At 58.3% G+C, this 12,612-nt stretch carries 13 protein-coding genes; 10 read left to right on the plus strand and 3 right to left on the minus strand.

Features of this window, described 5'->3' with window-relative positions; all coding sequences use genetic code 11:
- Positions 1-28: 28 nt before the first annotated feature.
- The gene (locus ACYZT9_RS23780; protein ID WP_462007685.1) at positions 29-1,021 is read right to left on the minus strand and encodes a GlxA family transcriptional regulator; all 993 of its coding nucleotides are present in this window, start codon (positions 1,019-1,021) and stop codon (positions 29-31) included.
- 101 nt (positions 1,022-1,122) lie between these two features.
- On the opposite strand from ACYZT9_RS23780, the gene ACYZT9_RS23785 reads away from it, so the two are divergent.
- From ACYZT9_RS23785 to ACYZT9_RS23830, 10 genes are all read left to right on the plus strand, one after another.
- Positions 1,123-1,671, plus strand: coding sequence for a cysteine hydrolase family protein (locus ACYZT9_RS23785; RefSeq protein WP_462007686.1), 549 nt, complete (start codon positions 1,123-1,125; stop codon positions 1,669-1,671).
- Between the two features lie 308 nt (positions 1,672-1,979).
- Positions 1,980-2,561 carry a YjfI family protein gene (locus tag ACYZT9_RS23790; RefSeq protein ID WP_462007687.1) on the plus strand — a complete coding sequence of 194 codons (582 nt, stop codon included), beginning with the start codon at positions 1,980-1,982 and terminating at the stop codon, positions 2,559-2,561.
- A 17-nt stretch (positions 2,562-2,578) separates the two neighbouring features.
- Positions 2,579-3,274 (plus strand): PspA/IM30 family protein, encoded by a 696-nt coding sequence (locus ACYZT9_RS23795; protein WP_462007688.1) that lies wholly within the window; start codon positions 2,579-2,581, stop codon positions 3,272-3,274.
- A gap of 148 nt (positions 3,275-3,422) precedes the next feature.
- Positions 3,423-3,986 carry a rhomboid family intramembrane serine protease gene (locus tag ACYZT9_RS23800; protein ID WP_462007689.1) on the plus strand — a complete coding sequence of 188 codons (564 nt, stop codon included), beginning with the start codon at positions 3,423-3,425 and terminating at the stop codon, positions 3,984-3,986.
- 72 nt (positions 3,987-4,058) lie between these two features.
- Positions 4,059-5,093: an ion channel gene (locus tag ACYZT9_RS23805; RefSeq protein ID WP_462007690.1), complete on the plus strand. Its 1,035-nt coding sequence runs from the start codon at positions 4,059-4,061 to the stop codon at positions 5,091-5,093.
- A complete protein-coding gene (locus ACYZT9_RS23810) occupies positions 5,080-5,754 on the plus strand; it encodes a DUF2491 family protein (protein WP_462007691.1) in 675 nt (224 codons plus the stop codon). Before ACYZT9_RS23805 ends, ACYZT9_RS23810 begins: the two co-directional genes overlap by 14 nt.
- Positions 5,755-5,769: 15 nt before the next feature.
- Positions 5,770-6,198, plus strand: coding sequence for a DUF350 domain-containing protein (locus tag ACYZT9_RS23815; protein ID WP_462007692.1), 429 nt, complete (start codon positions 5,770-5,772; stop codon positions 6,196-6,198).
- Between the two features lie 18 nt (positions 6,199-6,216).
- Positions 6,217-6,930 (plus strand): DUF1190 domain-containing protein, encoded by a 714-nt coding sequence (locus tag ACYZT9_RS23820; RefSeq protein ID WP_462007693.1) that lies wholly within the window; start codon positions 6,217-6,219, stop codon positions 6,928-6,930.
- 12 nt (positions 6,931-6,942) lie between these two features.
- A complete protein-coding gene (locus ACYZT9_RS23825) occupies positions 6,943-8,100 on the plus strand; it encodes a glutathionylspermidine synthase family protein (protein WP_462007694.1) in 1,158 nt (385 codons plus the stop codon).
- A gap of 158 nt (positions 8,101-8,258) precedes the next feature.
- A complete protein-coding gene (locus ACYZT9_RS23830; RefSeq protein WP_462007695.1) occupies positions 8,259-10,463 on the plus strand; it encodes an OsmC domain/YcaO domain-containing protein in 2,205 nt (734 codons plus the stop codon).
- A 108-nt stretch (positions 10,464-10,571) separates the two neighbouring features.
- Here the strand turns inward: ACYZT9_RS23830 and ACYZT9_RS23835 are convergent, their stop codons facing one another.
- Together ACYZT9_RS23835 and ACYZT9_RS23840 are read right to left on the minus strand one after the other, a co-directional pair.
- The gene (locus tag ACYZT9_RS23835) at positions 10,572-11,099 is read right to left on the minus strand and encodes a single-stranded DNA-binding protein (protein WP_462007696.1); all 528 of its coding nucleotides are present in this window, start codon (positions 11,097-11,099) and stop codon (positions 10,572-10,574) included.
- Positions 11,100-11,108: 9 nt separating this feature from the next.
- Positions 11,109-12,506, minus strand: coding sequence for an MFS transporter (locus ACYZT9_RS23840; RefSeq protein ID WP_462007697.1), 1,398 nt, complete (start codon positions 12,504-12,506; stop codon positions 11,109-11,111).
- Between the last annotated feature and the right edge of the window lie 106 nt (positions 12,507-12,612).

Genomic DNA, 12,612 nt, shown 5'->3' on the forward strand with positions numbered 1-12,612 from the left:
GCTCCCACAGGGATTTCGGGTGTTGCGCCTACCGGGTTCCGGCAGTCGGCGTCACTCCAAACCGCGCCCGATAATCACTCGGCGCCAACCCGGTTATCTTCTTGAACGTCGCGCGAAAGGCGCTCGGGTCCTGATAGCCCACGGTCCAGGCAATGTGATCGATAGTGCCGTTGGTGAACTCAAGCATTTCACGGGCTTTGCCGACCCGCAGGTGCTGGCAGTACTCGGTGGGTTTCAACCCGGTCGCCGCTCGGAATCGCCGCAGAAAGGTGCGCTCTTCCAGCCCTGCCCGTTCAGCCATCGCCGTCAAAGACACATCAGTCGCCCCGGTGCCTTGCAGCCAATGCTGAACCTTGAGAATCGAGGCGTCGCCATGGCTGAGAATCGGTGAAAAATTACTGCCGCATTCGCTCGCGCTGTCGCTGTGTTCGACTACCAGAAAACGCGCCGTGCCGGTGGCGATGCTCGGCCCCAGCAGCCGGTCCACCAGACGCAACCCCAGCTCGGACCAGGCCATCAACCCGGCGGTGGTAATCAGGTCGCCGTCGTCGACAATCGGTGTATCGGCCTTGAGTTTGATCGCCGGGTAACGCTCGACGAAGGCCTTGGCCGAGGTCCAGTGGGTAGTGGCGCTACGGCCGTCGAGCAGGCCGCTTTCGGCCAATAGAATCGAGCCCACGCAAACGCCGCCGAGAGTCGCTCCTTGTGCGTGTTGTTGACGAATCCAGCTCAGCAAGCCTTGCGGCGCCTGGCCTTCGGAAAAACCGCCAATCGACGGCGGGATCAACACCGCCACCAGCGCAACGTCTGTGGCGGGATGGCTGTCGTAGACGCGCCTGGGCGGCTGATCGCCATCGACTTGCCAATGGCTGACCCGCAGCAGCGGCAACTGCGCAGCCTGATACTCGGCGGCAATCCGGTTCGCCACCTCGAACAAGTCCGTCAGCCCGTGCACCGCCGCCATCTGCGCGCCCGGATAAATCAGCACGCCCAGCTCGGCGATTGCCCTTTGTGCGTCCATTGTCAGTTTTCCCCCTTCTATTGTCGGTGCGGCCAATCCTCGGACGGCCTGCCAGACCCGATACTTCATTCCACACCAACACACACTTCGAGGAAACAGCCATGGCCAAGCAAGCACTCATCGTAGTCGATATCCAAAACGACTACTTCCCTCAAGGAAAATGGCCGCTGGTCGGGGCCGACGCGGCTGCGGACAACGCCGTACGCCTGATCAAGACTTTTCGTGATGCTGGTGATTCAGTGGTGCACATCCGCCACGAATTCACTTCCGACGAAGCGCCTTTTTTCACCCCGGGCTCCGAAGGCGCGAAGCTGCACCCCAAAGTCCTCAACCGCGCCGATGAACCGGTGGTGCTCAAGCACTTCGTCAACTCGTTCCGCGAAACCGAACTGAAGTCGATCCTCGACGAGCAAGGCATCCAGGAACTGGTCGTGGTCGGTAGCATGAGCCACATGTGCGTTGATGGCATCACCCGCGCCGCCAATGACCTCGGTTACACCGTCACCGTGATCCACGACGCCTGTGCCTCCCGTGATCTGGAGTTCAACGGCCTCACCGTTCCGGCCGCCCACGTTCACGCGGCCTTCATGTCGGCCCTGGGTTTTGCGTACGCCAGTGTAGTATCGACCGACGAGTTCCTCGCCAACTAAAAGAGTACCTGTGGGAGCGGGCTTGCTCGCGAACGCGGTAGGTCAGTCAGCATTGATGCCGACTGATTAACCGATTTCGCGAGCAAGCCCGCTCCCACAATTTCGTCCTGCAAAAAATCTCACGCGTGAGCTATTGAGGGTCGCAGGAATTGCCTGTAGTGTTTCTCACGCGTGAGTTTTTTCACAACGAGGCCAGCATCATGAACAGCAGCTCTCCATCAGATCCGCCTTCCGGGTCTGTGACCGATTCAGCGAGCCGCAAGGGAGAGCGCTCGAAACCGACCGCGAAAAAACCGTCGAGCTTCTACATGAAGCAAATGCGCGCGGGGCTGGGTGCCGCTGGTTATGTGAAACACGAGACTTGGGTGCTTCCCGAAAATCGAAGCCTGCTCAAGCAGATGGAGAAACAGCTACGCCAACCGATTCTGGCTGGCTCATTCATGTCGGAGAATTACATGAGCGCAGGTAATAACTGGAACATCGATCGCCTCTACAGCGCCCTTCAAGCCCTGGACGAAGTGGCCTCGAACGACATCAACCTCTCCCTGATTCAAGGCTCCGAGTCCAGCATCAAGCTGGAAATGAACGACTTCGGTGGCTTGCCGATTTACATCGCGGTGGTGGGCGATCAGATCATCGTCGATACCGTACTGGTCGACGTCGAGTCGATCAAAGACGTGCCGGGGTTCAATGACGCTGTGCTGCGCAGCCGGGAGCTGTTCCCGCTGTCGTCGATCGGCATTGAGTCCATGCCTAACGGGCAGATTGTTTACAACATGTTCGGCGCACTGAGCTCCGACTCCAGCCTGACGAACATCGTGACAGAGGTTAAAACCCTCGTCGACAACGTCCAGCGCGCCAGCGAAGCCTTCGAACGTTTCTTCAACTAATTCTTCGGGAATATCCAATGACTCAGTCCGTCTGGAGCAAACTGTTCACCGCGCTGCGTGGCGGTGCCAACGAAGTCGGCGAATCAATCGCCGACCAACAGGCCCTGCGCATCCTCGACCAGGAAATCCGCGATGCCGACAGCGCACTGGCCAACGCCAAGCGTGAGCTGGTCACCATCATGGCCAAGCACAAACTATCGGCCGATCGCGTCAGCGAATACAACGCCAAGATCAAGGACCTGGAATCAAAGGCCATGGCCGCAATCCAGGCCAACCGTGAAGACCTGGCGCTGGAAGTGGCCGAAGCCATTTCGACCCTGACCAACGAACTGGATGTCGAGCAAAAGCAGGCCGCCGAATTCGGCGGTTACGCGGAGAACATGCGCAAAGACATCAGCAAGGCCGAAAGCCGCATCAAAAGCCTGCGCCAGCAAGTGGACATGGCCAAGGCACGTGACAGCGTACAGAAAGCCCAGGTCAGCGCGTCCATCGCCAGTGGCGGTGCCAATGGCAAACTGGAAACGGCGGTCGGTACGTTGAACCGTTTGCAGGCCAAGCAGCAGCAACGCGCCGCTGAACTGGAAGCTCACGATCAACTGGCCGATGCGTCGACCGGCACCGACCTGGAGCGCAAGCTTCGCGAAGCGGGCATCACGCCGGATACCGGCAGCGCCAACGCGATTCTTGAGCGTCTGAAGAAAAAAGCCGAGTAATTGAGCCACCCTACGCAACCTGTGGGAGCGGGCTTGCTCGCGATAGCGGAGTGTCAGGCGATTGTTACGCCTGACACTCCGCTATCGCGAGCAAGCCCGCTCCCACTAATGGATATGCGCTGCGGTTTTCATCGATAAGAGGTCACGGATGGATGCCCTGAAGGGTTTCAAGACAATCGCCGGCCTGGCCATTTTCATGGTGGCGCTGCAACTGCTCAATGTCGCGACCGGCTACAGCCTTATGGGTTTTGGCCTGATGCCAAGAACGCTCTACGGGCTGGGCGGCATCGTCACTTCGCCCTTTTTGCACGCGTCCTTTGCGCACCTGAGCGCCAACCTGATTCCGTTTTTGATTCTGGGTACGCTGGTCCTGATCGACGGGGTCAAACGGTTCATCGCCGTCAGCGCGATCATTGTTCTGCTGGGCGGCTCGCTGGTCTGGCTTTTCGGGTTTTCAGGCGTACACATCGGCGCCAGCGGCTGGATTTTCGGACTGTGGGCGTACCTGCTGTCCCGCGCCTGGCTCCACAGGAGCTGGGGCAACCTGATCATCGCCAGCATCGTGGCGCTGCTGTATGGCGGCCTGGTCTTTGGCTTTCTTCCACGTCAGGGTGTTTCCTTCGAAGGGCATCTGTTTGGCGCGTTCGCCGGATTTATTGCAGCCAAGGTACTTTTATCTACGCCGCGCAGCAGGTTTAATGCCGCCCGGTAGCCACATTTCGAAGATGCAGACGCCGGGGCGATTACGCCGCCAGGAATGAGCCAACACGGAGTCAGGGACGAAATGTCGATTTTCCTTTTACTGCGCATGTACGCCTCGTCCCTCTTCCACCGGTTCGGCTGGGCAGGACTGGTCATTGCGTTGACCGTCCACCTGACCACGGCCTGGATCGGCCTGGTTCTCCTGGGCGAACAACACCTCACCGCCGCCGCCACGTTTATCTATTTCTATCTCACCACCACGCTCACCGTCGGCTATGGCGATCTGTTGCCCCAGTCATCAGCGGGGCGAATTTTCGTGGCCACCTGGATCATGCTCGGGGGCATTGCACTGCTGACGGCAGCCATCGGAAAAACCACCAGCAGTGTCATCGACACATGGAGAAAAGGCATGAAGGGCAAAGGCGACTACACCGGCAAGGTCGGCCACACGGTGCTCATTGGCTGGGAAGGCGCGTCCAGCGAGCGGGTCATCGAACTGTTGCTTCAGGATGAAACCTCCAACGACAACCTGATCGTGATTTGCGATTGCACCCTGGAAGAAAACCCAATGCCGGGCAAAGCTTCCTTTATCAAGGGAGAAAGTCTTTCCTCTGTGGCATTACTACTGCGCGCTGGCATCCCCGGTGCCGAGCGCGTGCTGGTGCGAACCCATTCGGACGATCTGACCCTGGCCACCGTGCTGGCGGTCAATCAACTGAAGCCGGTCGGGCATGTGGTCGCTCACTTCAATGACAGTGAAATCGCCACGCTCGCCAGCGCCTACGCGCCCAGCCTGGAATGCACATCGAGTATGGCCATCGAAATGCTAGTGCGCGCGTCCCAGGACCCGGGGTCGTCCGTGGTCATCAATGAATTGCTGTGCGTGGGCCAGGGCTCGACGCAATACTTGATGAAACTGCCCGAGACTTTTCAGGCGACTTTCGGCGATCTGTATGCGCAGATGAAAGAACGTCACAACGCCACGCTCATCGGTTACCGCGCCAAGGGCGCCCGGCAACCTTCGATCAACCCGCTCAGCGCCACGCGCATTGAGGGCGGCGAGCTCTTCTACATCGCCTCCACTCGCCTCAAGGAAATCTCCAATGGGATGGTTTAAGCAGTTGATGGGGCTTGAGGCCCCGAAAGCGAATTCAGAATCGAAATGGACCGCCGACGAAACCCTGCCCGCCACCGGCCCGCTGGGCCTGGCATCGGGCAAGGGCGTAATCTTCGACACCACCCTGAAATTACTGCTCGACGAAAAAACCGCGGTGATCATTCCCGGTTCCCAGCAAATCTGGAGCAACGGCACCGTTGACCTCGGGCAATCGACCTGGCTGTCGCGTTATTACATGAATGACGAAGATTACTGGCTGCAAGTGCACACCACCGGCAACATCGCCGGGCAGGTCGAGTCGGTGATCCTGTTCAACTACCTCAGTTACGTCACCATCAGCAGTGAAGCGGAGCTACGTCGACTCGCCGGCCCGCAAAGTCTCATCGGTCTGCCGACCTATTCCCACAACGGCGTCGAATACACCCGCGAATGGGGCACCGAGGATGGTCAGACCGAACTGGTAGCGTTGAGCGAACAGCTGAAAAATCCGGATGCATCCTACATTATCGAACACCGTTCGATGCTATACGCCCGCGAAACCGGCCTGACCGATCGCCGTGAGTTCCTGCTGTTCTCCGTCGAAGAAGATGCCGAAGGCACCATCAGCCTGAGCACGTCGCTGGGCATTTCGCTGTACACCACCGACCTCAACACTTTTTAAACAAGGCAGAAGTCCATGCTCGAAGCGCTTTCCATCTCCCTGAACAAAGCCGCCGTGTTCGGCTTCGTTGCGTACATCCTCGGCGCCGCCGTGCTGTTCGCGCTGTTCCAGTTCATCTACACCCGAATCACCCCGCACAAAGAGTTCGAACTGATCCGGTCAGGCAACGTAGCCGCCGCGATCGCCCTCGGCGGTGCCTTGATTGGTTTCGCGATTCCGGCGAGCAATGTGATTGCCTACTCGATCAGCCTGCTCGACTTTGTCGTCTGGTCGCTGATCGCAGCCGTCGTGCAACTGCTGGCATTTTTGGTGACCAGCCTGGTCTTGAAAGGCACTTCGGAACGGATCAAGAAAGGTGAAATCGCAGCGGGTGTCTATGTCGCGGCCGTGGCCATCAGCGTCGGCATGTTGAACGCCGCCTGCATGACCCCTTCCCCGAACTGATCGCGCACGGAGCTCCCGATGAAACGAAGCAAGTACGTTCAGCTGTCACTGGCAGCATCGGTCGCGATGGCGATATCAGGCTGCGGACCGACAGAAAAAACCTACCCGATACAGAAGAAATTCAACTTCCAGTCGGTTCAGCAATGTGCCGATGAAAAACTCCCGGTGGACATCTGCTCTGACGCCTACATGAGCGCCATGACCGAGCATCGTCGCATTGCGCCGGTGTACGACAACCAGGCCGATTGTGACGCCGATTTCGTCGCTGACTGGTGCCAGCAGGATTCCGCCGGAAAATTCATCCCGAAGCTGGGTGGCTTCGAACTGAGCGCCGACGGCGAGGTGACGCAATCTCAGGTGGACGCGGCCAAGGCTCAATTGCCCCCGTCGGAAGCGAACAGTGGTGGCTCCGGGTTTTCTGGCACCAGCCTGCTGGCCGGGTTACTGATCGGCAACATGCTGAGCAACAACCGCAGCAGCTATTACTCGCAACCGGTGTATCGCTACCGTGATGACCGCGGCGGTTATTCTTCCTCGACGCTCAGCCAGCGGATTGCCAAGGGCTCGACCTTCACCAAGTCCAATCAGGCGCGATATGGCAGCAGCAACTACGCCGACTCGATTCGTTCCGCCAGCAAGCCAGTGTCGGTGGCCTCGTCCACTTCCCGTGGCGGTTTTGGCAGCAAGGCCAGCGCCCGCAGTGGCTGGGGCGGCGGCGGATCGAGCAGTTAAGGAAACCGGGCCATGAAAAAGATTCTCTGCGCAGAACGTCATGACTGGAAACAGACCGCCGACAGCCTCGGCTTTCTGTTTCACACCATCGACGACGAGCCCTATTGGGACGAGAGCGCGTACTACCAGTTCACGCTCAAGCAGATCGAAAACGATCTCGAAGACCCGACCACCGAGATTCATGAGATGTGCATGGACCTTGTGGCCCGGGTGGTTCAGAGCGAAGAGCTGCTGGAACGCCTGAGCATTCCCGCGCCGTTCTACGACATGATCCGGACGTCATGGCTCGAAGGCCACCCGCACTTGTACGGGCGCATGGACTTTTCCTACAACGGCAGCGGCCCGGCCAAACTGCTGGAGCTCAACTACGACACGCCGACCAGCTTGTATGAAGCGGCAGCGTTTCAGTGGGGCTGGCTGGAGCAATGCATCGAACGCGGTTTGTTGCCCAAACAGGCCGACCAGTTCAACAGCATCGACACCAAACTGCATCAGGCCTTCGCCCAGTTACAGCTCAAACAACCCTTCTATTTCGCCTCGATGAAAAATTCTGTCGAGGACAAGGGCACCACCGATTACCTGCGTCTGATCGCAGAGAAGGTCGGCATTGAATCCCGCCACATCGATCTCGAAGACATTGGCCTCACCAGTGACGGACGCTTCGTCGATCTTGAAGATCGCTGGATTCCTCACCTGTTCAAGCTGCATGCCTGGGAGTTCATTTTCCACGAGCCCTTCGGCGCAGCGATTGCCCAGAGTGACACGCAGTTTTTCGAACCGGCCTGGAAGTCCATCATTTCCAACAAAGGCATCCTGCCGCTCCTGTGGGAGTTCAACAAAGGTCACCCAAATCTGCTCGCCGCTCACCTGGATACCGATCCGAGTAAAACGGTGCCCAAAGGCTGGGTCCGCAAGCCATTTTTCTCGCGGGAAGGCGCCAACATCGAACTGCAAACCGCCGAGGGTCTGATCGTGAAAGAGGACGGTCCCTACACGGATGCGCCGTTTATCCTTCAGGAATTCGCACCGCTGCCGCAGTTTGGTGACAGCTACACGTTGATCGGCTCCTGGGTGATCGGCGATCAAGCGGCGGGGATTGGTGTGCGGGAAGACAACAGCCTGATCACCAAGGACTCGAGCCGGTTCTTGCCACATCTGATACTCGACTGAACCATTCATCGTTCATAAAAAAGCTCGGTGCCGTGCATCGGGCTTTAGGGGTGAAACAGGTGTAAACCTGTTCCAGGACCAGACGACCACAAGACTTACGGCCGAAAAGCCGGATAATGGCGGCCAAATCGTCTAGCCCGTTATTCTGGTAATCCCCCATGGAAATCAAGGTCAACTTTCTCGACAACCTTCGGCTTGAAGCCAAGTTCGATGACTTCACGGTGGTTGCCGATCAACCTATCCGCTATAAGGGCGATGGCTCGGCACCGGGTCCGTTCGACTATTTCCTCGCTTCGTCGGCGTTGTGTGCGGCTTACTTCGTAAAGTTGTACTGCAACACGCGCAACATCCCCACGGACAACATCCGCCTCTCGCAAAACAATATTGTTGACCCGGAAAACCGTTACAACCAGATTTTCAAGATCCAGGTCGAGTTGCCAGCGGACATCTCCGACAAGGACCGCCAGGGCATCCTGCGCTCCATCGACCGTTGCACCGTGAAAAAAGTGGTGCAGGCCGGGCCCGAGTTTGTGATCGAAGAGGTGGAAAACCTCGACGCCGATGCCCAAGCGTTATTGATGCCTGGTTCTAATTCAGAGGCAGGCACTTACATCGCCGGCAAGGATCTGCCGCTGGAGCAAACCATCGCCAATATGTCGGGCATTTTGGCGGACCTGGGCATGAAGATTGAAATCGCTTCGTGGCGCAATATCGTGCCCAATGTGTGGTCGCTGCATATCCGCGATGCGCACTCGCCGATGTGTTTCACCAACGGCAAGGGCGCGACCAAAGAAGGCGCGCTGGCGTCGGCGTTGGGCGAGTTTATCGAGCGACTCAACTGCAACTTCTTCTACAACGACCAGTTCTGGGGCGAAGACATCGCCAACGCCGCATTTGTGCACTACCCGGACGAGCGCTGGTTCAAACCTGGCCGTAAAGATGCACTGCCAGCTGAAATTCTCGACGAGTACTGCCTGAAGATTTACAACCGCGACGGCGAGCTGCGTGGCTCCCATCTGATCGATACCAACTCGGGCAATGAAGAGCGCGGCATCTGTTCGCTGCCGTACGTGCGACAGTCGGATGGCGAGGTGGTGTATTTCCCGTCGAACCTGATTGAAAACCTGTTTCTGAGCAACGGCATGAGTGCCGGTAACACGCTGGCCGAGGCCCAAGTGCAGTGCCTGTCGGAAATCTTCGAGCGCGCGGTCAAACGCGAAATCATCGAAGGTGAATTTGCACTGCCGGATGTGCCGGCCAATGTGCTGGCGAAGTACCCCGGGATACTGGCCGGCATTCAGGCGCTGGAAGAGCAAGGCTTCCCCGTGTTGGTGAAGGATGCGTCCCTGGGGGGTGAATTCCCGGTGATGTGCGTGACGCTGATGAACCCGCGTACCGGCGGTGTGTTCGCCTCGTTCGGCGCGCACCCGAGCCTGGAAGTGGCGCTGGAACGCAGCCTGACCGAACTGCTCCAGGGCCGCAGCTTCGAAGGCCTCAACGACTTGCCGCAGCCGACGTTTGAAGGTCATGCGGTGACCGAGCCGAACAACTTCGTCGAGCACTTTATCGACTCCAGCGGCGTGGTTTCGTGGCGTTTCTTCAGCGCCCAGTCGGATTACGATTTCGTGGAATGGGACTTTTCCGGCCAAGGTGAAAACTCGAACACCGAGGAAGCCGAGACCTTGTTCGGCATTCTCAAAGGCATGGGCAAGGAAGTCTACATGGCGGTCTACGAGCATATCGGCGCGACGGCCTGCCGCATCCTGGTGCCGGACTATTCGGAAATTTATCCGGTAGACGATCTGATCTGGGATAACACCAACAAAGCGCTGTTCTTCCGCGAAGACATCCTGAACCTGCATCGCCTGGACAAAGACGAACTGCAAGCGCTGGTTGAGCGTCTGGTGGAAAGTGAGCTGGACGACTACACCGACATCACCACCTTGATCGGCATCGAATTTGACGACAATACCGCCTGGGGTCAGTTAACGATTTTGGAGTTGAAGCTGCTGATTTATCTCGCCTTGCAGCAATTTGAAGAGGCGAAAGAGGCGGTGGAAATGTTCCTGCAGTACAACGACAACACGGTTGAGCGTGGCTTGTTCTACCAGGCCGTCAATGTGGTGTTGGAGATGAAACTGGACGAAGACCTTGAACTGGAAGACTACGAGGCCAACTTCCGCCGGATGTTTGGCAACGAACGGATGGACGCAGCGATCGGATCGGTAGACGCCAGCGTGCGGTTCCATGGCTTGACACCGACAAGCATGAAACTGGAGGGGCTCGATAGGCACCTGCGCCTGATCGACAGCTACAAGAAATTGCACACGGCGCGGGGCGGCGTAACCACTTCCCCCCGTTAACCGCAAGCCGGCGCCTACAAAATGGTGCGCAAAAGAAAACCCCCGACCAGTCAAGAGGACTGATCGGGGGTTTCGAGGCTGCACCCTAAATAGGTTCAAGCCGTATCTCTAGAACGGGATATCGTCATCAAAACTGTCGAAATCCGGAGCCGGCTGCGGAGCCGCCTGCTGTGGAGCCGGGCGCGACTGTTGCGGAGCCGATTGTTGCGGCGCCGGGCGCGGAGCCTGCTGGCGTGGAGCCGGAGCGGACTGCTGGTAGTTGTTGCCCCCGCCTTGTTGGTCGCCCTGTTGTGGACGGCCGCCTAACAGCTGCATGGTGCCTTGCATGTCGACCACGATTTCGGTGGTGTAACGCTTGATACCGTCTTTTTCCCACTCGCGGGTCTGCAGCTTGCCTTCGATGTAGACCTGCGAACCTTTACGCAGGTACTCGCCGGCGATTTCGGCCACTTTGCCGAACATCGACACACGGTGCCATTCAGTCTTTTCGACTTTCTGACCGGTTTGTTTGTCGGTCCACTGTTCGCTGGTCGCCAGACTCAGGTTGGTCACGGCGTTACCGTTAGGCAAGTAGCGAACTTCGGGATCCTGGCCGCAAGTGCCGACCAATATGACTTTGTTAACCCCACGGGCCATAACGTTCTCCTAGGCTACGCACGCCGCCCCGGCCGGGTTGTTCACCAGGCGCTCAAGGGTGGTGCGATCCAATAGTTCGGTGTCCAATTTTATGTAAATCGCCGCTTCATCCGCGACGATCACTGCATCTGTTACCCCTACGACGGCCTTCAGGCGCTCGACCAGACCCGCTTCACGGATCGCCTCGGGCGACAACGGCAAGCGCAGGCTCGTCACGTAAGGTGGTTCGCGCATGGTAACAGCAAAGGCCAGCCAGAGGGCAGCCAGGCCGGCGCATCCAAGGAACACAACCGACAAACCGCCGTGCTGGAACAGCCAGCCGCCAAGAATCCCGCCCAGTGCCGATCCGAGGAACTGGCTGGTGGAATAAACCCCCATCGCCGTGCCCTTGCCGCCGGCCGGTGAAACCTTGCTGATCAGCGATGGCAAGGAAGCTTCCAGCAAGTTGAACGCGGTAAAGAACACCACTGTCCCGATCACCAGAGCCCGCAAGCTATCGCCGAACTGCCAGAAGAATAGCTCAGTGAGCATCAGCGTCAGCACCGCGCCCAATAAAACTCGTTTCATTTTGCGTTTCTTCTCGCCGTAGATAATGAACGGGATCATGGCGAAGAAGGAGATCAGCAGCGCGGTCAGGTAGACCCACCAGTGCTGCTCTTTGGGCAACTCGGCTTTTTCAACCAGGACCAGCGGCAATGCAACGAAGCTCGACATCAACATCGCGTGCAACACAAAAATGCCCAAGTCAAGGCGCAGCAGATCCGGGTGCTTGAGCGTCGGCATCAGCGCCTGACGCGCAACGCCGGACTCGCGGTGCTGCAACGGCCCGGAGGAGCGCGGCACCATGAACATCACAATCACAATGCCGAACAGCGCCATGCCGCCCGTGGCGAGAAACAATCCGGACAGGCCAAAAGCGCGGGTCAGCAACGGCCCTACAACCATGGCGACAGCAAACGACAGACCAATCGTCATGCCGATCATGGCCATGGCTTTGGTCCGATGCTGTTCGCGGGTAAGGTCTGACAACAATGCCATGACCGCTGCGGAAATAGCCCCCGCGCCTTGGAGGATTCGTCCGGCGATAACGCCCCAGATCGAATCGGCATTGGCCGCCAGAACGCTGCCGAGGGCGAACACGATCAGCCCCAGATAAATCACCGGACGGCGCCCGATGCGGTCGGAAATGAAACCGAAAGGAATCTGAAAAATCGCCTGGGTCAGGCCATAAGCGCCAATCGCCAGCCCGATGAGGGCCGGGGTTGCTCCTGCCAGATCCATCCCATAGGTCGCCAATACCGGCAACACCATGAACATGCCAAGCATACGGAAGGCGAACACCAGGGCCAGACCGCTTGCTGCGCGGGTCTCACTGCCACTCATGCGTTCGCTGTGGGGATCGTGCATGGAAAAACCTCATGTGAACCGGCGGCGATTCTACCAGTCCCATCGATTGACAGGGTATATCGCGACGCTTTGACGCGCTCCGCTGACAGACTCTTCATGTACGACA

Source organism: Pseudomonas sp. ZT5P21 (genome assembly GCF_054897785.1).

Bases quoted from the DNA above. Each gene is read 5' to 3' on its own strand.
- ACYZT9_RS23780 (WP_462007685.1), bottom strand. From the start codon at position 1,021: ATGGACGCACAAAGGGCAATCGCCGAGCTGGGCGTGCTGATTTATCCG.
- ACYZT9_RS23785 (WP_462007686.1), top strand. From the start codon at position 1,123: ATGGCCAAGCAAGCACTCATCGTAGTCGATATCCAAAACGACTACTTC.
- ACYZT9_RS23790 (WP_462007687.1), top strand. From the start codon at position 1,980: ATGAAGCAAATGCGCGCGGGGCTGGGTGCCGCTGGTTATGTGAAACAC.
- ACYZT9_RS23795 (WP_462007688.1), top strand. From the start codon at position 2,579: ATGACTCAGTCCGTCTGGAGCAAACTGTTCACCGCGCTGCGTGGCGGT.
- ACYZT9_RS23800 (WP_462007689.1), top strand. From the start codon at position 3,423: ATGGATGCCCTGAAGGGTTTCAAGACAATCGCCGGCCTGGCCATTTTC.
- ACYZT9_RS23805 (WP_462007690.1), top strand. From the start codon at position 4,059: ATGTCGATTTTCCTTTTACTGCGCATGTACGCCTCGTCCCTCTTCCAC.
- ACYZT9_RS23810 (WP_462007691.1), top strand. From the start codon at position 5,080: ATGGGATGGTTTAAGCAGTTGATGGGGCTTGAGGCCCCGAAAGCGAAT.
- ACYZT9_RS23815 (WP_462007692.1), top strand. From the start codon at position 5,770: ATGCTCGAAGCGCTTTCCATCTCCCTGAACAAAGCCGCCGTGTTCGGC.
- ACYZT9_RS23820 (WP_462007693.1), top strand. From the start codon at position 6,217: ATGAAACGAAGCAAGTACGTTCAGCTGTCACTGGCAGCATCGGTCGCG.
- ACYZT9_RS23825 (WP_462007694.1), top strand. From the start codon at position 6,943: ATGAAAAAGATTCTCTGCGCAGAACGTCATGACTGGAAACAGACCGCC.
- ACYZT9_RS23830 (WP_462007695.1), top strand. From the start codon at position 8,259: ATGGAAATCAAGGTCAACTTTCTCGACAACCTTCGGCTTGAAGCCAAG.
- ACYZT9_RS23835 (WP_462007696.1), bottom strand. From the start codon at position 11,099: ATGGCCCGTGGGGTTAACAAAGTCATATTGGTCGGCACTTGCGGCCAG.
- ACYZT9_RS23840 (WP_462007697.1), bottom strand. From the start codon at position 12,506: ATGCACGATCCCCACAGCGAACGCATGAGTGGCAGTGAGACCCGCGCA.